The following is a 21369-nucleotide window of genomic DNA, read 5'->3' on the forward strand; positions in this document are numbered from 1 at the left end:
TTTTAAACGCCCCCGCGGGCCCCGGGGGGGGGGGGCCGGGCGCTTCGGCATTTTGGAAGGAATATTCTTCGTCCGAACAGAGTTGAGTGAGATAGACTCAAGTTTGAGAGTTTAGCCAACATCGAAAGGACGAGCGTGGACACCAAATTGACGACCAAGAGCCAGGAAGCCCTTTCCGCTTCGGGAATGAACGCCTCCACGGCCGGAAACCCGCAGGTGGAACCCGCACACCTGCTCAAGGCGCTTGTTGACCAGCGCGAATCGGTGGCCGTGGCCTTGCTGAAGGCGGCCGGAATCGACCCCGACCAGGTGTCGGTCCAGGCCAGCGCCGCCATCAAGGCACTGCCGACCTCGTCCGGGAGCAGCGTGGCCCAGGCCCAGTACTCCCGTGGCATCCTGCAGGCCATCACCGCCGCACAGCAGGCAGCAGCCGCATTGGGGGACGGCTACGTCTCCACCGAACACCTGCTGCTGGGACTGAGCGAGGACACCGGCGCGGCGGGCAAGGCCCTGCGTGCTTCCGGGGCCACGCGACAGGCGTTGGCCAGCGCCCTGCCCTCAATCCGCGGGGACCGCAAGGTCAACAACCCCGATCCCGAAAACACCTTCCAGGCCCTGGAAAAGTTCGGCACCGACATGACGGCCATTGCCCGCTCGGGAAAGCTTGACCCCGTCATCGGCCGCGATGCCGAAATCCGCCGCGTCATCCAGGTGCTCTCGCGCCGCACCAAGAACAACCCGGTGCTCATCGGGGAACCCGGCGTGGGCAAGACCGCCGTCGTCGAGGGCCTTGCCCAGCGCATGGTTGCCGGCGACGTTCCCGAGTCCCTGCGCGGAAAGACGCTGATCGCCCTGGACCTGGGCTCGATGATCGCCGGGGCGAAGTACCGCGGTGAGTTCGAGGAGCGGCTCAAGGCGGTGCTGGAGGAAATCAAGGCCTCCGACGGGCAGATCGTCACGTTCATCGACGAAATCCACACCGTCGTGGGTGCCGGTGCCTCGGAGGGCGCGATGGACGCGGGCAACATGCTCAAGCCCATGCTGGCCCGCGGCGAGCTGCGCCTGATCGGCGCCACCACGCTGGACGAGTACCGCCGGAACATCGAGAAGGACCCGGCCCTCGAACGCCGCTTCGCCCAGGTCTATGTGGGGGAGCCGAGCGTCGATGACACCATTGCGATCCTGCGCGGGCTCAAGCAACGCTACGAGGCCCACCACAAGGTCACCATCGCCGACTCCGCGCTCGTGGCCGCGGCGGGCCTGTCCAGCCGCTACATCTCCGGGCGCCAGCTCCCGGACAAGGCCATCGACCTGGTCGACGAGGCCGCCAGCCGGCTGCGCATGGAGATCGACTCCGCCCCCGAGGAAATCGACCAGCTGCGCCGCTCGGTGGACCGTCTGACCATGGAGGAGCTCGCGCTCTCGGGTGAAGCCGATGCGGGGTCCCGCGAACGCCTCGGTGCCCTGCGCGCCGACATGGCCGACAAGAAGGAAGAGCTCGATGCGCTCAACGCGCGCTGGGAATCGGAAAAGGCCGGCCTGAACCGCGTCGGCGATCTCAAGGTCCGCCTGGACGTGCTGCGCTCGCGTGCCGAGAAGCTGCAGCGCGAGGGCGACCTGGAGAGCACCTCGCGCCTGCTCTACGGGGAGATCCCGGCGCTGGAGAAGGAGATGGCCGACGCCGCCCGGGCCGAGGCCGCCGGCGGCCCCAAGGACCTGATGGTGGCCGAGGAAGTCACCGCCGACGACATTGCCGAGGTCGTCTCCGCCTGGACCGGCATCCCGGCCGGGCGGATGCTGCAGGGTGAAAGCCAGAAGCTGCTGCACATGGAGGACTTCCTGGGGCACCGGCTGATCGGCCAGCAGAAGGCGGTCGTTTCGGTGTCCGACGCGGTGCGCCGCGCCCGGGCCGGGATCTCGGATCCCGACCGCCCGACCGGCTCGTTCCTGTTCCTGGGCCCCACCGGCGTGGGCAAGACCGAGCTGGCCAAGGCGCTGGCCGACTTCCTCTTCGACGACGAACGCGCCATGGTGCGCCTGGACATGAGCGAGTACGCGGAGAAGCACACGGTGGCCCGCCTGGTCGGTGCCCCTCCGGGCTATGTCGGCTACGAGGAGGGTGGCCAACTCACCGAGGCGGTGCGTCGCCGCCCCTACTCGGTGGTGCTGCTCGACGAGGTGGAGAAGGCCCACCCCGAGGTCTTCGACATCCTGCTGCAGGTCCTGGACGACGGGCGCCTCACCGACGGTCAGGGGCGAACGGTCGACTTCCGCAACGTCATCCTGATCATGACCTCGAACCTCGGCTCGCAGTTCATGGTCGACCAGACGCTGGCAGAGGACACCAAGCGCGCGGCCGTGATGAACCTGGTCAACGCCTCGTTCAAGCCCGAGTTCCTGAACCGGCTGGATGACGTGATCATGTTCGATGCGCTCTCGCTCGATGAGCTGGGGTCGATCGTCGCCCTGCAGGTCGACGCGCTGGGCAGCCGCCTGGCCGGTCGACGCCTGTCGCTCGAGGTGGACGACGATGCACGCGACTGGCTGGCCTTCACCGGCTTCGACCCGGCCTTCGGTGCCCGGCCGCTCCGGCGGCTGGTGCAGCGCGAGATCGGCGACAGGCTGGCCCGCGAATTGCTGGCTGGCGGCATCCAGGACGGCGACACCGTACTGGTGGGCGTCACCGCGGCCGCCGACGGGCTGAGCGTCTCCTCGCGCCGCGGATAGCACCGGCCCGGGTCCGGCCGGTGCCCGCAGTGGCCACAACCACTTCCGGCACCGGCGGCCCCGATCGGGCCCGGGCGTCAGGTGTTCAGCGCGGAGGTTTCGGGCGGCAGCATGGAAACGCGCACGCTTCCCTCGTTCAGGGCCAGGAAGCAGGCAACAAGCCGGTCCCCGGTCTTCCACGTTGACTCGGAAGGGCGGGAGAAATGATACGACCAGCCGGTGTCCAGGGGACTGGTCGGATCCAGCGGAACAGATTTACAGAGTTCCTCGGATTGGGCAAGGATTCCCGCCGGTCCGGGGAACGAGTCCCCGCCGATCGTGAAGGTCCCAATCAGTTGTGCGTTGTGGGCTGTCTGGCAGGTCACCACGGTTGACGGCTCGAGCGGGCCGGCGAATCCCTGAAGGCAGTCGCCGACCTGCAATTGGTCGGCAGGGACCTTGGAGGCAATGACTCCGTCGAGGCCGGGGGATGCGTTTCTCGTCACTTCGGTGGTCGGCGCAGGGGCATCGTCCCCGCCGAAAAACCTGCCGGCTCCATAGATCACAATCAGCATGATTCCCAGTGCGCCGAGCAGTGCCCAGAGGGCCGGGGCGCGCCACCACGAACGCACCTGTGACTTGGCACTAAGAGCAGGAAGCGCAGCTCTCGGCTCTGGCGGTGGCGGATCAGGCAAGCAAGCTCCCGAGCAGTTGGCAGTCGACTTGGTGGACAAAATAATACTCTACCGGCGGAACGGCGGTTCCGGGCAGGCACTCGCCGCCGAATCATGTTAACCTTGAAATACGAAAGAATTAGTCACATATTCTGGGGCCTCCTCCTGACACGGGTGGACCACCTCCAGATCTACTGAAAAAAGGGGGTCACGCCATGGGGCGCGGCCGTCAGAAGGCAAAAGCGACACGACAGGCCAGGGACATGAAATATTTCTCCCCGGCCACTGATTTGTCCGCCTTGGAACGCGAGCTTGGGAAGAATCGTGGTCATAGCACCTCGATACCAAGCCCTGTCGACGTACCTTACGAAGCCGATTATTCGGCTTACGAAGAAAAGTACGCAGACGATGAAGACGAGGACGACCAACGGCGCATCAGCTGATGCGCCGGCTCCCTGAAGTGACCGCCGGGAAATCGGCGGTTATGGTTTTTCCAGTACGTGAAAACGGCAGCCGTGGCCACTACGCAGTTACTGCGTTGGTGACCGCGGCCTTTGCCATGCCCCCGAAACCGAGGTAACGGCAGATGCTTCACGAGGGACGGCTCGGAATCCAGATGGCGCACCGCGCCGCCATTCGTTCGATTGAACGCGTGGTCGGGGAGAACGCCCCGCTGCAGGATTCCGCCATCGCCGCCGCCGGCATCCGCCGGATGCTGGACGCCGGCTCTGTGCTGGTGCTCACCGGTGCGGGGGTGTCCACAGATTCCGGAATCCCCGACTACCGGGGCCCCAAGGGGTCGCTGCTGCGCCACCGGCCCATGACCTACCAGGAATTCCTGCACGAGCCCAGCGCCCGGCACCGGTATTGGGCCCGCAGTTTCGTGGGGTGGCGGCACATGGCGAAGGCCTCTCCCAACCCCATCCACCGCAGCCTGGCCGACTGGGAGGCCACGGGAAAGATCAGCGGCATCGTCACGCAGAACGTCGACGGGTTGCACGTGTCCGCCGGGTCACTGAATGTCATCGCCCTGCATGGGGACCTGGAACAGATCAGCTGCCTGAACTGCGGTGCCCTGGAAAACCGGCAGAGCCTCGACGCGAGGCTGCACGAGGCAAACCCCGGGTACCTTGAGCGGATCGACCTGGACCCGTCACTGGTGAATCCCGACGGCGACGTGTCGCTGGACAAGGCCCACGTGGCGGAGTTCCAGATGGTCGGATGCCTGGTGTGCGGATCGCAGGCACTGAAGCCCAACGTGGTCTACTTCGGTGAAAACGTCCCGCCCGAGCGCAAGGTGCGGCTCAAGGAACTTGAAGCCCGATCCACCTCGCTGCTGGTGATCGGCTCCTCGCTGGCCGTTATGAGCGGCTACAAGCTACTCCTGGACGCGCGCAGCGCCGGCAAGCCGGTCGGGCTGATCAACGGCGGCCCCACCCGGGGAGATGCCAAGGCAGACTTCCGGTGGCGCAGCAATATCGCCGAGGCACTTGCCGTCCTGGAGGCTCCGGCCGACGGGGCCGTGCGCCGGCCCATGTAGCATCGGCCCCACAGGTTTCCGGATGCATCCGGCCATGGGCGTTAAACCGGAGAGGGACCGTACCCAATGGGTACGGTCCCTCTCACGGCTAAGGCTTGTGGCAGCTAGCCGGCGAAGTTGCCGCGCATCAGAACCGCGCCGCCGTCAACGCCCTTGGCGCCCTGGACGTAGTCCAGGCCGGAGGCCTTGGCCTCCTCGGTGACGGATCCGACCTTGCCCATGACCCATGAGGTCATGCCGCGGGCGTTCAGGCGGGTCAGCGCCGCGTCGGCCACCGAGGCGTCAACGATGGCAACCATGCCCACGCCCAGGTTCAACGTGCGCTCCAGGTCCGGCTGTGGAACCGAGCCGAGCTCGGCGATGACCTTGAAGACCGGGGGAAGTGCCCAGGTCGAGCGCTCCACGGTGGCCATCAGGCCCTGTGGCAGCACGCGCGCCAGGTTGGCTGCAAGGCCGCCGCCGGTGACGTGGCTGAAACCGTGGATGTCGATGGCACCGTCGACGTTGAACGCGCGGATCAGGTCCAGGCAGTCCATGGTGTAGATGCGGGTCGGTTCCAACAGCTCCTCGCCCAGGGTGCGGCCGAATTCCGGCACGTGGCGGTCAAGCGCCCAGCCGGCGTGCGCAACGACGCTGCGGACCAGCGAGTAGCCGTTGGAGTGGATGCCGGAGGCGGCCATGCCGATGATGACATCCCCGTCCTTGACCCGCTCCGGGCCGAGCAGGCCGTCGGCCTCGACGATTCCGGTGGCGGCGCCGGCGACATCGTATTCGTGCTCGCCCAGCAGGCCCGGGTGCTCGGCGGTTTCCCCGCCGACCAGCGCGGTGCCGGCGATCGTGCAGCCCTCGGCAATGCCGCGGACGATGTCCGCGATGCGCTCGGGAACGACCTTGCCGCAGGCAATGTAGTCGGTCATGAACAGCGGCTCGGCACCCACGACGACGATGTCATCGACGACCATGCCGACCAGGTCGTGGCCGATGGTGTGGTGGATGTCCATGGCCTGGGCAATGGCGACCTTGGTGCCCACGCCGTCGGTGGAGGTTGCAAGCAACGGCTTCTTGTAGCTCAGGAACTTCGAGGCGTCGTAGAGGCCGGCGAATCCGCCTACCCCGCCCAGGACATTGGCGTTGTGGGTGGCCTTGATGGCGCCCTTCATCAACTCAACGGCGCGGTCACCGGCCTCGACATCGACACCGGCCGAAGCGTAGGTGATTCCGGAATTCTCAGGGGTGGCGCTTGTCATCTCTGATGTGTCCTTTACTTAGTTGCGCGGTGTTTTGTCTTCGGCGGTGAGGGCGGACTCGAATTCGGCATCCGGGCCCGGCTCACATCCCGCCTGGTTGCTTCGTTCAAGCAGGTTCTTGCCGATGCGGTCGGAACCGGGCAAGGCGATCGGGTAGTCCCCGGTGAAGCATGCGGTGCACAGGCGTTCGCGCTTTTGGAGGGTGGCATCGATCATGCCGTCCTCGGAAATGTAGGCCAGGGAGTCGGCACCGATGGACTTGCCGATCTCGTCCACGGCCGCACCGTTGGCCACGAGCTCGGCACGCGTGGCGAAGTCGATGCCGTAGAAGCAGGGCCACTTCACCGGTGGGGAGGAGATCTTCACGTGGACCTCGGCGGCGCCGGCCTCGCGGAGCATCCGCACCACGGCGCGCTGGGTGTTGCCGCGCACGATGGAGTCATCGACGACCACGACGCGCTTGCCCTTGATGACCGGCACCAGGGCATTGAGCTTGAGCTTGATGCCCAGCTGGCGCAGCGTCTGCGAAGGCTGGATGAACGTGCGTCCCACGTAGGCGTTCTTCACGAAGCCGTGGGCAAAGGGAATGCCGGACTCTTCGGCGTAGCCAATGGCGGCGGGGGTACCCGATTCCGGGACCGGGATGACGATGTCGGCATCGGCGGCGTTTTCGCGGGCCAGCTGGCGGCCCATTTCCACGCGGGACTCGTACACAGAGCGGCCGTTGATGGCCGCATCCGGGCGGGCCAGGTAGACGTACTCGAAGACGCAGGCCTTGGGGGTGGCAACGCCGAAGCGCTGCGAGCGCACGCCCTCCTCGTCGATGGCGATGAATTCGCCGGGTTCGATCTCGCGGATGAAGCTGGCACCGACGGTGGCCAGGGCTGCCTGTTCGGAGGCCACAACCCATCCGCGTTCCAGGCGGCCGAGCACCAGCGGGCGTACGCCGTAGGTGTCGCGTGCAGCGTAAAGGGTGTGTTCGTCCATGAAGACGAAGCAGAAGGCGCCGCTGAGCTTGGGCAGCAAACGCAGTGCCGACTCCTCAAGGGATTCGCCCTCGGTGCCGTTGAGCAGTGCCGTCACCAATGCGGTGTCGGTGGTGTTGCCCTGGGCGATTTCGCCGCGGACCTTTTCCTCGGACTCTGCGTGGAGGTCGTTGACCATTTCCATCAGCTCGGCCGAGTTTGTCAAGTTGCCGTTGTGGGCCAGCGCGACGGTGCCCGCCGCGGTGGGGCCGAGCGTCGGCTGGGCGTTGGCCCAGTGGCTTGCCCCGGTGGTGGAGTAGCGGCAGTGGCCAATGGCCAGGTGCCCGGGCATGGAATTGAGGGTGTTCTCATCGAACACCTGGGAGACCAGACCCATGTCCTTGTAGACATTGATTCGCTGTCCGTCACTCGTGGCCAATCCGGCCGATTCCTGCCCGCGATGCTGAAGCGCATACAGACCGTAATAGGTCAGTTTCGCCACTTCTTCGCCGGGAGCCCAAACACCGAAGACACCGCATTCATCCTGCGGGCCCTTCTCGTCGGGTAAAAGATCATGATTTAGGTTTCCGTCACCACGCGCCATAAGAAATATTCTCTCACGAGCCGGGGTGTCGATTGGGCGTGAAGTGCCCCACAAGCGTCGTTCTACCGGTGTTCTGGATCACCCATGGGCACGGCAAGCGCCCGACGTGCCTTTTTGCGTGTGATGCGATCCACAACCAGGAATACGATGCCGGCGAGCAGGACGCCGAAGAAGGCAAAGCCGACCGAGAGGAATCCGGCGATCGAGCTGCGGGAGAAGTCCGCCGATTCCTCGCCGGTGAACGCGGAAATGAAGGCAATGACGACGCCAACCAGGGCGCCCACGCCCACGAACGGCCAGAACCTGGGTGCAGCATAGACCTCCACCTCGACGTCCGGGCCGGTCTCGTCGGCGGGGGTGGGATTGTTGGGGTTCTGGCTGGATTCCATACCCTCAAGGGTACTAAACCAGGGGCAGTTCGGCCGACAGGTCGGCGCGCAGTCCGGAGGCGGTCACCTTGCCGGTGGCCAGTGCCGCGTCCCAGTCCATTTTGCCCGACGCCAGCGCCAGCCAGATCTGTGCCGGCAGCTCAATGACGTTCGGGGGAGTGCCGCGGGTGTGCCGCGGGCCCGGGATGCATTGGGTCACCCCGAACGGCGGAACGCGCACCTCCACCGAGTTGCCCTCGGCGCGGCTGGCAAGTTCCTCCAGGGTGTAGCGCACCGCCATGGCAACGAGCGGGCGCGGCAGCTTGGCGGCTTCCGCCTCGTCGGTCTCGATCCACCGGGCGAGGGCGCGGGCTCCCTCGGCCGGGTCAATGCGTCGCTTGATGGCCACTGGGAATCAGGAGTCCAGGAGGTCCATGACGTGCGAGGCAAGGCGCACCGAACCCACCGCGGCGCCGCCGCCGAGCACCGGCCGGGTCAGCTTGGCCAGGGTGTCGGCCAGCTGGCGGGTGGAAATGGCGCCGGCGTTGGCCAGCAGGGTCAGCCCCAACAGGTCGCTTCCGCGGCCCGAACCGTCCTGCATCTTCACGGCCACCGCCGTGCCGTTGGCGGCGGCGAGCATCAACACGCCCTCGGCGCCGAGCTTGGCAATGACACCCAGATCCTCCATCACCACGGAGTTGGGCAGGCCATGGCCCTGGACCGCCCACGGGTAGTCCAGCATCGCGGTGGCAATGGTTGCCGCCCGCGCATCAGCATGCTTGTTGCCCGGGGCCAGTGCCAGCTTGGACACCGCGCGGGCGAGGCCGGCCAGGGAAATCACCGGGACCGGTGCCCCGCACCCGTCCACGCCCAGATGCGTGATTTTCTCCCCGGCGTATTCCTCGATGACCTCGATGACCCGTTGCTGCAGCGGGTGGTCGGGGGAGAGATAGGTCTTGGTGTCCCAGCCGTTTTCCGTGCAGGCCCAGAGGAACGCTGCGTGCTTGCCCGAGCAGTTGAACGACAGCGCGGACTCGTCCAGCCCCGCCAGCACGCGTTCGGTGCGTGTTTGGGCGTGCGCCGGCCAGGCGGTGGGGCACATCAGGTCGGCTTCCGTCAGTCCTGCCTTGGCCAGCATGGATTCAACCACGTCGGTGTGTTCGGTGCTGCCCACGTGGCTGGCGCAGGCCATGGCCACCTGGGCGCCGCGCAACGGAACCCCGCACTGCATGGAGGCCAGTGCCTGGAATGGCTTCAGCGCGGAGCGCGGGTACACCAGGGTGTTCGGGTTTCCCAGCGCCGTGAGCACCTTGCCCGCGGCATCGACGACCACGGCGGAGCCGCGGTGGCGGGATTCAACGAAGCCGTTGCGCTCGAGCACCACAAGGTCGACGGTTTCGGAGGCAAGCAAGGTTTCGGGCATGTGACCTAGTTTACTGTCTGGGTGCGCTGCAGCAGCGCAACGATGAAGTCCGAGTCGGGGCCCAGGGGACGCATGTCCCAGGTGGAAAAGCGGGCGCCGATGTCCAGCCCGGCCGCGGCAGCGTCGGCCTCGAAGACCTTCAGCGCGTAGTCCCTGAGCAGCGAGAAGCCCACCACCAGCCGGCCCGCGGGCGACAGGTGTGCGGCCAGGGCCTTCAGCACCTCGCCGGTGGTACCCGGGGCCACGAAGGCCAGGACGTTTCCCGGGGAGACGACCACGTCGAAGGTTTCGCGGGCGCCGGAGGCATCACGCAAATCCAGCGATGCCAGGTTTCCGGGCAGCCAGCGGGATGCGGGGAAATCGATTCGGGCGGCTGCCAAGAGCTCTGCGTCCAGGTCCACCCCGGTGACCTGGTGGCCGCGTGCGGCCAAGGCCCCGCCCACCCTCCCGGTCCCGCAGCCGGCATCGAGCACGCGTGCGGCGCGTGGGAGCAGCGCATCGACGAACCGTGCCTCGCCGTCCAGGTCGGCACCGGACTCGCGAAGCTGCGCAAAACGGTCGATGTAGTTCCTGGCCTGCAGGGGATCTTGGCGTGCCTGCTGCTGCCACAAGGTTTCCTTCTCCATGTACATGAGCATAGGCGCCGCGCCGCGCCGTCCGGGGACCGTGGGCCCGCCCGCCGCCGGCGCCGGAGGGACGATGCCGTGCGCGGTTGGCGCAAATGCGACGGGCCCGTGACTCCGGTGGGCGCCGGCGTGGCCGGAACCGGTAGGCTTAAGCCTCGTGAAGGTACTGGTTATTGGCCCCGGCGGCCGCGAACATGCACTGATCCGCGCTTTGGCTTCGGATCCCTACGTCACCGACCTGCATTGCGCACCCGGCAATGCCGGAATTTCGCGTGATGTCACCACCCACCAGATCGATGCCCAGGACCCCGCAGCAGTGGTGGCACTGGCGCGGGAACTGGGTTCGGATCTGGTTGTGGTCGGCCCCGAGGCACCCCTGGCGGCAGGTGTGGCGGACGCCTTGATCGCCTCGGACATCCCCGTCTTCGGTCCCACCAAGGCCGCGGCCCAGCTGGAGGCCTCCAAGGCCTTCGCCAAGACCGTCATGGCCGAGGCAGAAGTGCCCACGGCCATGGCCAAGGTGGCCACCAACACCGACGAGGCCGCCGAGGCGCTTGACGCATTCGGCGCCCCCTACGTGGTCAAGGACGACGGACTGGCAGCGGGCAAGGGAGTTGTGGTCACCAACGACCGCGCCGAGGCCCTGGCCCACGCCGAGACCTGCTTCGAGGCAGGCGGCACCGTGGTCATCGAGGAATTCCTCGATGGCCCCGAGGTTTCCCTCTTTGTCATCTGCGACGGCACCCACGCAGTCCCGCTGGCCCCGGCCCAGGACTTCAAGCGCATCTTCGATGGCGACGAGGGGCCGAACACCGGCGGCATGGGCGCCTATTCGCCGCTGCCCTGGTTGCCCGCAGGCTTCGTCGACGAGGTCATGGAACGCGTTGCCTACCCGACACTGCGCGACATGGAACACCGCGGCACCCCCTTCACCGGGGTGCTCTACTGCGGCCTGGCCATCACCACCCGAGGCATCCGGGTCATCGAATTCAACGCACGCTTCGGCGACCCCGAGACCCAGGCCGTGCTCGCACGCCTGAAGACCCCCCTGGGCGGCCTGCTCATGGCGGCTGCCAAGGGCGAACTCGATGACGCCGAGCTGTTGCACTGGCGCCCCGAGACAGCCGTCGGCGTGGTCATGGCCGCGGAAAACTACCCCGAGTCGCCCCTCAAGGGTGCGACCATCCGGGGCCTGGACGCCGCAGAGGCCATCGAAAACGTTTCGGTGCTGCACGCGGGAACCACCAGCAACGAAGCAGGCGAGGTGATCGTCGACGGCGGCCGCGTACTTGCAGTTGTTGGCCTGGGTGCCGATCTTCATGCCGCCCGCGACAAGGCTTACGCTGGCGTGGCAGCCATCTCCTGGGACGGTGCCCAGCACCGCACCGACATTGCGCTGAAGGCCGCCAACGGCCAGATCAGCGTCTCGGAAGGAACACACTAAATGTCAGGCCTGCAAACCGAAACCCTGGATCTCCCGGGTTGGACGCACCACTATTCGGGCAAGGTCCGCGACCTCTACGTCCCGGCAGGTTCCACCTTCGAGGAAACCGACCGGGTGCTGGTGGTCGCCAGCGATCGCATCAGCGCCTTTGACTTCGTGCTGGAATCCGAGATTCCGGACAAGGGCAAGGTGCTGACCCAGCTGAGCCTGTGGTGGTTCGAGAAGTTGGCGCATTTCCCCAACCACGTCATCTCAACCGACGTCCCCGACGCCGTTGTTGGACGTGCCATGGTGTGCAAGAAGCTGGACATGTTCCCGATCGAATGCATCGCCCGCGGCTACCTCACCGGCTCCGGCCTGGCGGAGTACAAGGACCGCCAGACGGTGTGCGCATTGCCGCTCAAGGCAGGGATGGTCGATGGTTCCAAGCTGGATCCGGCGATCTTCACCCCCTCGGCCAAGGCCGAGGTCGGCGAGCACGACGAGAACATCACCTTCGAGGAAACCGCGGCACGCATTGGCGGCCAGCAGGCCGCCGACCTGCGTGATGCGACGCTGGCCTTGTACACCCGCGCCGAGGAGATCGCCCGCGAACGCGGCATCATCCTGGCCGACACCAAGGTCGAGTTCGGCATCGACCCGGCCACCGGCGAGATCACCCTGGGCGACGAGGTGCTGACCCCCGACTCCTCGCGCTTCTGGGATGCGACGACCTACTCGCCGGGCCAGGCCCAGCCGTCCTTCGACAAGCAGTTTGTCCGCGACTACCTCACCTCCGAGGCCTCGGGCTGGGACAAGAACTCGGATGAGGAACCCCCGGCACTGCCGGCGGAGATCATCGAGCGCACCCGTGCACGCTACATCGATGCCTACGAGCGCCTGACCGGATTGACCTTCAGCGCCTGATCCACGCATCAACAAAGGCCCCGGATTTTCCTTTAGGAGGAAAATCCAGGGCCTTTGCCGTTGGATGGCCGTGGCCGGGGCTAGACCAGCGAGTCGCGCCAGGCCTTGTGCAGGGCGGCGAAGCGGCCCGCGGAGCCGATGAGCTCGGCCGGGGAACCGTCCTCGACGATTTGCCCGTCGTGGACCACCAACACCCGGTCGGCGATCTGCACCGTGGAGAGCCGGTGCGCGATGATCAGCGCGGTGCGGTTGCCCAGCAGGGTCTGCAGCCCGCGCTGCACCGCGCGCTCGGAGGGGATGTCCAGCGAGCTCGTGGCCTCGTCCAGGATCAACACGGCCGGGTCCGCCAGGAAGGCCCGGGCGAAGGAGATCAGCTGGCGCTGGCCGGAGGAGACACGCCCGCCGCGCTTGTTCACGTCCGTGTCGTAGCCCTCCGGGAGCGAGCTGATGAATTCGTGGGCGCCCACGGCCCTGGCGGCCAGGACGATCTCCTCGATGCTGGCCCCGGGCTTGCCCAGGGAGATGTTCTCCGCCACGGTTCCGGAGAACAGGAAGGCCTCCTGGGTCACCATGACCACGTGCCGGCGCAGGTCGTTGTTGGCGATCTGTTCGATGGGCACCTCATCCAGGGTCAGTGAACCGGAGCGCAGGTCGTAGAACCTGGCAATCAGCTTGGCCAGCGTGGATTTTCCGGCACCTGTCTGCCCGACCACGGCAACGGTTTGCCCCGCGGGGATGGAGAGGTCGAACCTGTCCATGATGACAGGGCCGTCCCCGTAGCCAAAGACCGCGTCCTTGAATTCCAGGGCGCCGGCAACCTGCTCCAGCGGCTGCGGCTTGGCAGGTTCCACGACGGTGGGTTCCTCCTCGAGCAGCCCCGAGACCTTCTCCAGCGCTGCGGTGGCAGACTGCAGCGACTGGTAGAACATGGCGATGTTCTCCACCGGCTGGAACACGCGCTTGGTGGCCAGCAGCAGGGCCACCAGCACGCCCACGCCCAGCTCGCCGTCGAGGATGCGGAAGCCGCCCCAGGCCAGCACCGCTGCCACCGAGAGGTTGCCGATGAGCACCAGCGAGGGCTGCAGCACCCCGAAGAGGTTGATGGAGCGGATCGAGTTGTCGCGGTATTCGCCGGCGACCTGGGAGTAGCTCGCATCGTTGGCCGTCTCCTTGCGGAAGGCCTTCACGGCGCGGATTCCTGTCATGGTTTCCACGAAGCTGCCAATGACCCGGGCCGAGACGACCCGCGACTCGCGGTAGACCACCTCGGAGCGCTTCTGGTACCAGCCGAAGAGGAACCAGATGGGCACCGCGGCGATGACGACCACCAGCCCGGAACGCCAGTCGAGCACGAAGATGGACACCAGGGTGAACGCCACGAAGACGCCTGCAGACACCAGCTCGGAGATGCCCTGGTCCAGCAGCTCGCGCAACGTCTCCAGGTCGGAGGTCTGCCGCGAAATGATGCGCCCGGAGGTGTAGTTCTCGTGGAACTCCAGGCTCAGGCGCTGGGTGTGCCGAAAGACGCGCAGCCGCAGATCCAGAAGCATGGCCTGGGAGATCTTCGCGGTGCACAGGATGTACCAGCCCAGCAGCGTGCCGGCGGTGATCGCGGAGAGCACGTAGGCGCCGCCGGTGATGCCCAGGGCCGCCCAATTGCCGCTTCTGACCTGCGGCAGGCCCCAGTCGATGGCCCAGGCAATGATCAGCGGGAAGGCGACGCGGGCCGCGTTGGAGATGACAACCAGCACCACGGTGAGCGCCAGCATGCGCTTTTGCGTCTTGGCCAGGGTGGCCAGCAGCTTCCAGGAGCGGGCGCGCACGCGCGCACGTTCCTCCTTGGACAGGGTGATGGCGTCCTCGTTGGCGACACCGGTGTGCTGGCTCATGCTCGCGGACCGCCTTGCAGGGGGATGATGTCGGATTCCTCGTCCTCGAGGCTGGCGATGACGTAGTGATAGTGCGCGTTGCGGGCCAGCAGTTCCGAGTGCGTGCCCACGTCGTCGATGAGACCGTCCTTGAGCAGCGCCACCCTGTCGGCCAGGGCCACGGTGGAGGGCCGGTGGGCAACGATCAGCGTGGTGGTCCCTGCAAGCGTGGTGCGCAGCCTCTGCGTCACGGCCTCCTCGGTGCGCACATCCAGCGCCGAGAGCGGGTCATCGAGCACCAGCACGCGTGGCCTGGCGGCAATGGCCCTCGCCAGGGCGATGCGCTGGCGCTGTCCGCCGGACAGGGAGAGCCCTTCCTCGCCGATGACCGTGTCCAGGCCCTGGGGCAGCGTGCGGGCGAAGCCTGCCTGCGCGGTGTCGATCGCCTCTTCGAGCAGGGCATCCAATTCGGGATCGCTGAGTTCCGGCGCGCCGAGCAGCACGTTCTCGCGGATCGAGGAGGAAAACAGGATGGTGTCCTCGAACGCGACGGCGACGTCGCGGCGCAACTCGATCAGGTCCCGCTCGCGCACGTCGACGCCGTCGATGAGCACCTGCCCGCCGGTGGCCTCGTAGAGCCGGGGGACCAGCTGGAGCAACGTGGACTTTCCGGTGCCTGTCATTCCGACCAGCGCCATGGTTTCCCCGGGGCGAACGTGCAGGTTGATCCCGCGCAGCGTTGGCGCGGCAGTGGCCGGGGTGTCGGGGAAGCGGAAGAAGACGTTGCGAAGTTCCAGGTCCCCGCACGGATCCGCGGGGGAGCGCGGCGAATTGGGGGATGTGATGGTGTTCGCGGTGTCCATGACCTCGAAGTGGCGGTCCAGGGCCGTCTTCGTGGTGAGCGTCATGCCCATGAGCATGCCCATGTTTTCCACCGGACCGGCAAGCACCGTGGCTGTCGCGAAGTAGGCCACGAGCGCACCAACGCTCAGCTCGCCCTGTGCGGTGAGCCAGAGCCCGGCCGCCAGGCCCAGGCCCAGGGTGGTTTCGGGGATCGCGACCACGAAGAGGATGAATCCGGCCAGGGTCTTGGCCTTGGAAACCTCGGTGTCGCGCAACTCCTTGGCCTGGGAATTGAAGCCGTCGTACATGTGGCGGCCACGGCCAAAGGCCTTGATCACGCGAATGCCGTGGACCGATTCCTCCACTGCCGTGGCCAGGTCACCGGCCTGGTCCTGGCTCAGCCGGCTGGCGGCACGGTAGTTGGAGCGGAAGTGGAATGCCTTGATGGTGATGGGGATGGCCCCGGCCAGGTAGATGGCGCCCAGCACCCAGCTGGAGTTGAACATCAGGGTGAGGCCGGCGATCACTGTGACCGTGGAAACCACCAGCATCATGGCGCCGAAGGCGAGCCAGCGGCGCAGCAGGCTCAGGTCAGACATGGACCGGGAGAGCAGCTGTCCCGAGCCCCAGCGCTCGTGGAAGGCCACGGGCAGCTGTTGCAGGTGGGCAAACAAGCGCACCCGCAACTGGGTTTCCAGGCGGGCAGCGGGGGTGATCACGAACTGCCGGCGCAGGAACACCAGCAGCGCCTCGAGGGCGCCGAGGCCCGCCACCAGCCCGACGGCCAGCCAGACCTCGGAGTTCCTGCCTTCCGGGTGCAGCACATTGTTCACCAGCCAGGCCAGGACCTGGGGGATGGTCAGGGCGACGATGCCGGCCGCCAGCGCGCACAGGAACCCGAAGAACAATCGGGGCAGGATGGGCTTGACGAAGGGAATCAGCCGGGCAAGGGTCCGGCCCAGCGTGGGCGTGCCCGCCGCGGGGGCGTGCCCTTGTTGTGTTGCCACCGGTGTCCGACCTCAATCCCCGCGCGTGTTTTGGCTTCTGCAAATACCTTACAGTGTGGGGTTGGGATTGTTCAATCAGATGGGATTGGCTTGGTCCCGGGCCGTCAAGGTGAGCAGGATGGCCTCCGGCGGGCAGGCGATCCGCACCGGGGCGAAGCGCGAGGTCCCGATGCCGGCTGACACGTTCAGCGGCGTGCTCTTGCCGGCGAAGTCCCATTGCGTCAGCCCGCTGGCCCGCCAGGTCGGCAGGTCGCAATTGGTCACCAGGGCGCCGTATCCCGGGATGCAGACCTGGCCGCCGTGGGTGTGTCCGGCCAGGATCAGGTCGGTGCCAGCGTCGGTGAACTTGTCCAGGACGCGTTGGTACGGGGCATGGGCGAGCGCGACGCGCAGGTGCGGGGCAGTGCCGGAGGTGGAGGAGCCGGCCGGCCAGCCGGCAAAGCGATCCAGGTCCAGGTGCGGGTCGTCCACGCCCGTGAAATCCAGGCGCGTGCCCTTCACCGCCAGGGAATGATTCCTGTTGGTCAGATTGACCCAGCCCGCGGATCCGAAGGCGCGGTGCATGGCCTGCCAGGGCAATTGGTACTTGGGTGAGTTGCGCGGCGTGTCCGAGCGCTTGCGAAGGTAGCGGAAGGGGTTCTTCGGTTTCGGCCCGAAGTAGCAATTCGATCCGGGCACGAAGGCACCCGGGAACGCCATGAGCGGACCCAGCGCCTCCAGCAGGGCCGCCAGGCCGTCCATGTGGCCCAGGTTGTCACCGGTGTTGATGACCAGGTCGGGCTCCATCTCCGCAAGCGATGCCAGCCAGCGGCGCTTGAGTTCCTGGCCCGGAACCATGTGGATGTCCGAAAGGTGGAGCATCCGGATCGGGGAGGAACCCGGGGGCAGCAGCGCCAAGGTTTCCTCGCGCACGCCGAATCGCGTGGTCTGGCCCAGCCCGTAGCCAAAGAGGATGCCGGCGCCGGCTGCAGCCGCACCAGCCGCCAAAGCGGCCCCACGCACAGTGCGTGAGACCGCTTCGGGCAGCGCGGATGAAGTCGCCATGGAACTAGTCATCGTTGGTCTTCTTGGGAGGGGTTGGCGTGTCGCCGCTGTTGCCCTTGGGCTTGGCAGTCTCGGTCGCCTTCGGGGCTTCCGATTCCTTCGCCGCTTCGGTCTCCTTCGAAGTGGAGGTTTCGGAGCTCGCCGAATCCGATTCATCCTCTTCGACCTTCTTCGGGGCCGGAGGCTTGGGAGCGGACTTGGCCCTGCCGAAGGATTCGGTCGGGTACAGGTCCCCGACCTGCTTCATGTAGTTGGTCCACAGCGGGGAGGCCCACGTACCGGAGTCGACCCAGCTGCGGGAGACACCGTCGATCAAGACGTTCCTGGTCTCGTCGTTCTGGTTCTTGTCGTAACGTCCGACCCAGGCAGCGGAGGCCATGCCGGTGGTGTAACCGACGAACCAAGTCGAGTTGGCGCCGTTATTGGTACCGGTCTTGCCGGCGATCGGGTAGTCGATGGCGCCCTTGGTCACCTTCTGCTTGGCAATCTTCGTCATGGTGCCGTTCATGTCGGCGACGACCTGCGGGCTGACTGCCTGCTCGCAGGTGACAGGCTTGACCTTGTATGCGGTGCCAGTGGCATCGGTGACCGAGGTCAGGGCCCGGTTCTCACAGAACTCGCCGTTGTTGGCCCAGGTCGCAAACGCGGTGGCTTGAGCCAACGGGGTGATGCGGGCCGAACCGATCACGAACGACGGGTTGGCCGGTGAAATCGGATAGGAAGCGGAGGTGGTCTTGCCGGTCGTCGGATTTACGTGGTTGTCGTAATCGATCAGGCCCAGGCGCTCGGTGCCTTCGGCAATGGCGCACAGGTCCAACTTGGAGGCCTCGGCCACGGTAGCGGAGTTCACGGAGTTGAACAGGCCGTAGTCCACGGTCATCGACGAGGGGTAGCCGGTCACGGCGTTGGCCGGCGACCAGCCCTTGCCGTCGTCGCCCGCAGCTATGGTGTAGCCGCGGGGGAGGCAGGAAGCCTGCCAACGGAATGAAGCCGGGTAGTTGCGCTTGTTGGGTGCGTTGACCCGGTCCCACATGTTGCGGCCGGACTCGAGCCACGCCATGGTCGTGTAGGGCTTCATCGTCGAACCGCCCTGGAAACCGCCGGCCCCGCCCAGCGCCTTCTCCACCGCGAAGTTGATGGTGGTGAGCTCTCCGACCGATTCATCGGTGGGTGCGTAGGTCTTGTTCTGGCCCATGGCCAGGATGTTGCCGGTGCCCGGTTCGACGGTCACGATGGCGGCGCCGATGTTGGACTTGTCGTCGGCCGGGATCATGGCCTTGGACTGCTTCGCCGCTTCCTTCTGCAGGCGCGGGTCCAGGGTGGTCTTGATGGTCAGGCCACCGCGGTACAGCAGGTTCTCGCGGTCCTTCTTGGTCTTGCCGTAGGCCTCATCGGTGGTGATGAGCCGCGTGACGTAGTCACAGAAGTACGCGGACGAATCGGCGGCGACGCACCCGGACTTGACTTCCTTCGGCTTGACCCCGAGCTTGGACTTCACTGCCTTGTCGTAGGCAGGCTTGTCGATGGCACCGGTGCGAAGCATGGCAGCGAGCACGGTGTTGCGACGCTTGAGGCTACGTTCCGGGTACTTCTCCGGGTTGTAGGCGTTGGGCAGCTGGACCATGCCGGCGAGCATCGCGGCCTGCTGCACGTTCAGGTCCTTGGCGTCCACCGAGTAGAAGCGCTGCGCGGCGGCCTGGATGCCGTAGTTGCGTCCGGAGAACAAGACGAGGTTCAGGTACCCCTCAAGGATCTCGTCCTTGGTCATTTCCTTTTCGATGGAAATGGCCAGCTTGGCCTCGCGAGCCTTGTCGGCAATGTCCTTGGAACCGGAGACCGTCATTTCGGAGCGATCCACGCCGTTGACGACGTCGGCGTTCACCAGCAGGTTGTTGACGTACTGCTGGGTCAGCGTGGATGCGCCCTGCTGGGACGAGGAGGTGAAGTTGTTCACGGCAGCACGGGCGATGCCGCGGACATCGACGCCGTTGTGCTCGTAGAAGCGCTCGTCCTCGATGGAGATGATGGCCTTCTGCATGATCTTGGAAATGTTCTTCAGCTTGACCGGTTGCCGGTTTTCCGAGTAGAACGTCGCAATCGTGGAACCGTCCTTGGCCACGATCTTCGAGGGCTGCGCGATCGGCTCGCCCTTGAAGCTGGCCGGCAATGCGTCAAAGATCTCGACGCCGGCGTTCGCGCTACTGCCGGCAAGGGATGCAATGGGAACCATGAGCCCTGCCGCAAGTACGCCACTTAAGGCGCTCACCCCGAAGAAGGCAACGATCTTGCCGAGGGTGGTAGCCGTATCAAAAAAAGGGGACTTTTTAGCTGCCATACCTACTAGTTTACAAGGACGCGCTAACGTATCGGTTATGACCAAATGGGAGTACGCCACTTTGCCACTCATTATTCACGCCACGAAGCAGATCCTGGATCAGTGGGGAGACGACGGTTGGGAGCTAGTTGCCGTCGTTCCCGGACCCAATGGAAATGCACCGGTCGCTTACCTCAAGCGTCCCAAGGCCTAAGTACAGAAACGAGAAAAACCCATGGAACAAAAGACTTCTTCAGCCATTGAGGCACGCCTGGCCGAGCTCGGCCACGCACTCCCCGCCGTCGCCGCACCGGTGGCCGCCTACGTGCCGGCCACCATTACCGGCAACCTGGTCTACACCTCCGGACAGCTGCCCTTTATTAACGGGGAACTCACAGTCACAGGAAAGGTCGGAGCGGCCGTCTCCGCCGAGGCAGCAGCGGGCCAGGCCCAGGCCTGCGCGCTGAACGCGCTTGCCGCCATCAAGGGCGTCATCGGCGACCTGGACCGCATTGTCCGCGTCGTCAAGGTCGTCGGCTTCGTGGCCTCCGACCCGTCCTTCACCGGCCAGCCTGCCGTCATCAATGGCGCCTCCGAATTCCTCGGTGCCGTGCTTGGCGACAAGGGCCTGCATGCCCGTTCGGCCGTCGGCGTTGCCGCGCTGCCGCTGGACGCACCGGTCGAGGTTGAACTGATAGTCGAGTTTGCGTAACAATTCCGAAACCGGCGGCCCCGTGAACGAGAATCCCGTGGCGAAGCCACGCAATCCGTCCACGGGGCTGCTGCGCCGTCTTTTTGAACTTCCACCGACGCAATATGACGCGGCGGAAAATTGGGTTTCCTACGGAAGCCGCACCCCGCGCGCCACCCGCCGGGCCTCGTCGGTGGTGCTGATACGCGACTCCCCGAAGGGTGTCGAAACTTACCTGGGATATCGTCCCGGCGGTTCACCGCTCGGGAGTGTCGCATTCCCCGGCGGAAGCCTCGAAGACGACGACGAGCATGAAATTCCCTGGTACGGACCTAGTCTGTCTGAGTGGTCAAAGCGCCTGGGAATCCTTGACCAGCGACTGGTCAGGGCACACATCGTGTGCGCCATCCGGGAGCTTTTCGAGGAAACGGGCGTGCTGCTGGCCGGTACCGACGAGTTGTCAGTGGTGGAAAACTGCGACAGCGAAGACTGGATGGCCGTGCGAGAGGCCGTCGCCGGCCAAGACAAGTCCCTGGGGGACGTGCTGATGAAGCGAGGGCTGGGCCTGCGCACCGATTTGCTGCGTCCGCTTTCGCATTGGATCTCCCCGAACTTCGCGTTGCGGCGCTTTGACACGCGGTACTTTGCCGCGGCGTTGCCGGTGCGCCAGGAACCGACCCTCCTGCGCGGCAAGGGCATCTGGGCCGCCTGGAAGGTGGCCGGCGAGGTTATCGAACAACGCAGCACCACCGTGCTGGGCGACGAGGCCGGAGCGCCCGATACGAAGGGCCTGCCACTGAGCATGGTCACGACCCCGGCAGTGGAGGTCTTCCTGGAAAAGATCGCCTCGACCCGCGGTGCCGTCGCTTACCTCTCGGTGCGACGGGAACTGAAAAGCTACCATCCCGAACTCGTCCAGGTGGGCGGGAAATTCTATCTCGACGTGACCACCACAACCGCTGCCGAGGGCGGCGGACTGGGTCGCGGCCGCTAACGGCGTCCCATCCCCGCCGGCCAACGACCTGGAGGCGGCGCACCGGGCTTAAGACGGGTGTGGCGGGGGGTGCCCCCACAGGGGACCCCCCCCCCCCCCGGGGTG

Annotated in this window: 18 protein-coding genes; 7 read left to right on the top strand and 11 right to left on the bottom strand. The window is 66.0% G+C overall.

What is annotated here, in order from left to right; genetic code table 11:
- Positions 1-135 precede the first annotated feature (135 nt).
- Positions 136-2727 (top strand): ATP-dependent chaperone ClpB, encoded by a 2592-nt coding sequence (gene clpB / locus ACLQ7E_RS19015; RefSeq protein WP_411734145.1) that lies wholly within the window; start codon positions 136-138, stop codon positions 2725-2727.
- A gap of 77 nt (positions 2728-2804) precedes the next feature.
- On the opposite strand, the gene ACLQ7E_RS19020 is transcribed toward clpB, so the two are convergent.
- Positions 2805-3281 carry a hypothetical protein gene (locus tag ACLQ7E_RS19020; RefSeq protein WP_411734146.1) on the bottom strand — a complete coding sequence of 159 codons (477 nt, stop codon included), beginning with the start codon at positions 3279-3281 and terminating at the stop codon, positions 2805-2807.
- Positions 3282-3595: 314 nt separating this feature from the next.
- Between ACLQ7E_RS19020 and ACLQ7E_RS19025 the strand changes: the two genes are divergently transcribed.
- Entirely contained in the window at positions 3596-3823 is a 228-nt protein-coding gene (locus ACLQ7E_RS19025) for a DUF3073 domain-containing protein (RefSeq protein WP_411734147.1), read from the top strand.
- A 143-nt stretch (positions 3824-3966) separates the two neighbouring features.
- Complete coding sequence (locus ACLQ7E_RS19030) at positions 3967-4920, top strand: Sir2 family NAD-dependent protein deacetylase (RefSeq protein WP_411734148.1); 954 nt, start codon at positions 3967-3969, stop codon at positions 4918-4920.
- Between the two features lie 104 nt (positions 4921-5024).
- Here the strand turns inward: ACLQ7E_RS19030 and purM are convergent, their stop codons facing one another.
- From purM to ACLQ7E_RS19060, 6 genes are all read right to left on the bottom strand, one after another.
- Positions 5025-6167, bottom strand: coding sequence for a phosphoribosylformylglycinamidine cyclo-ligase (gene purM / locus ACLQ7E_RS19035; RefSeq protein ID WP_411734149.1), 1143 nt, complete (start codon positions 6165-6167; stop codon positions 5025-5027).
- An 18-nt stretch (positions 6168-6185) separates the two neighbouring features.
- Positions 6186-7736 carry an amidophosphoribosyltransferase gene (gene purF, locus ACLQ7E_RS19040; protein WP_411734150.1) on the bottom strand — a complete coding sequence of 517 codons (1551 nt, stop codon included), beginning with the start codon at positions 7734-7736 and terminating at the stop codon, positions 6186-6188.
- 62 nt (positions 7737-7798) lie between these two features.
- A complete protein-coding gene (locus ACLQ7E_RS19045) occupies positions 7799-8125 on the bottom strand; it encodes a hypothetical protein (protein ID WP_411734151.1) in 327 nt (108 codons plus the stop codon).
- Between the two features lie 13 nt (positions 8126-8138).
- Positions 8139-8513: a sterol carrier family protein gene (locus ACLQ7E_RS19050; RefSeq protein ID WP_411734152.1), complete on the bottom strand. Its 375-nt coding sequence runs from the start codon at positions 8511-8513 to the stop codon at positions 8139-8141.
- A 6-nt stretch (positions 8514-8519) separates the two neighbouring features.
- Positions 8520-9527, bottom strand: coding sequence for an asparaginase (locus tag ACLQ7E_RS19055; protein WP_411734153.1), 1008 nt, complete (start codon positions 9525-9527; stop codon positions 8520-8522).
- Between the two features lie 5 nt (positions 9528-9532).
- Positions 9533-10153 carry a class I SAM-dependent methyltransferase gene (locus ACLQ7E_RS19060; protein ID WP_411734154.1) on the bottom strand — a complete coding sequence of 207 codons (621 nt, stop codon included), beginning with the start codon at positions 10151-10153 and terminating at the stop codon, positions 9533-9535.
- Positions 10154-10310: 157 nt separating this feature from the next.
- Between ACLQ7E_RS19060 and purD the strand changes: the two genes are divergently transcribed.
- Together purD and ACLQ7E_RS19070 are read left to right on the top strand one after the other, a co-directional pair.
- Entirely contained in the window at positions 10311-11597 is a 1287-nt protein-coding gene (purD, locus tag ACLQ7E_RS19065; RefSeq protein WP_411734155.1) for a phosphoribosylamine--glycine ligase, read from the top strand.
- Positions 11598-12503, top strand: coding sequence for a phosphoribosylaminoimidazolesuccinocarboxamide synthase (locus tag ACLQ7E_RS19070; RefSeq protein WP_411734156.1), 906 nt, complete (start codon positions 11598-11600; stop codon positions 12501-12503). It begins immediately after the preceding gene.
- Between the two features lie 80 nt (positions 12504-12583).
- Here ACLQ7E_RS19070 and ACLQ7E_RS19075 read toward each other — a convergent pair whose 3' ends face one another.
- The 4 genes from ACLQ7E_RS19075 to ACLQ7E_RS19090 form a co-directional block, all read right to left on the bottom strand.
- Positions 12584-14392, bottom strand: a complete 1809-nt coding sequence (locus tag ACLQ7E_RS19075) for an ABC transporter ATP-binding protein (protein ID WP_411734157.1) — start codon at positions 14390-14392, stop codon at positions 12584-12586.
- Positions 14389-16221, bottom strand: a complete 1833-nt coding sequence (locus ACLQ7E_RS19080) for an ABC transporter ATP-binding protein (protein WP_411734158.1) — start codon at positions 16219-16221, stop codon at positions 14389-14391. The genes ACLQ7E_RS19075 and ACLQ7E_RS19080 overlap by 4 nt, the downstream gene beginning before the upstream one ends.
- 75 nt (positions 16222-16296) lie before the next feature.
- Entirely contained in the window at positions 16297-17277 is a 981-nt protein-coding gene (locus tag ACLQ7E_RS19085) for a metallophosphoesterase (protein WP_411734159.1), read from the bottom strand.
- Complete coding sequence (locus ACLQ7E_RS19090) at positions 17270-19600, bottom strand: transglycosylase domain-containing protein (RefSeq protein ID WP_411734160.1); 2331 nt, start codon at positions 19598-19600, stop codon at positions 17270-17272. The genes ACLQ7E_RS19085 and ACLQ7E_RS19090 overlap by 8 nt, the downstream gene beginning before the upstream one ends.
- A gap of 214 nt (positions 19601-19814) precedes the next feature.
- On the opposite strand from ACLQ7E_RS19090, the gene ACLQ7E_RS19095 reads away from it, so the two are divergent.
- Entirely contained in the window at positions 19815-20291 is a 477-nt protein-coding gene (locus ACLQ7E_RS19095; RefSeq protein ID WP_411734161.1) for a RidA family protein, read from the top strand.
- A gap of 37 nt (positions 20292-20328) precedes the next feature.
- Entirely contained in the window at positions 20329-21264 is a 936-nt protein-coding gene (locus tag ACLQ7E_RS19100; protein WP_411734162.1) for an NUDIX hydrolase, read from the top strand.
- Positions 21265-21369 lie beyond the last annotated feature (105 nt).

Origin of the sequence: Paeniglutamicibacter sp. (assembly GCF_046714615.1) — a bacterium.
Lineage (GTDB): Bacteria > Actinomycetota > Actinomycetes > Actinomycetales > Micrococcaceae > Paeniglutamicibacter.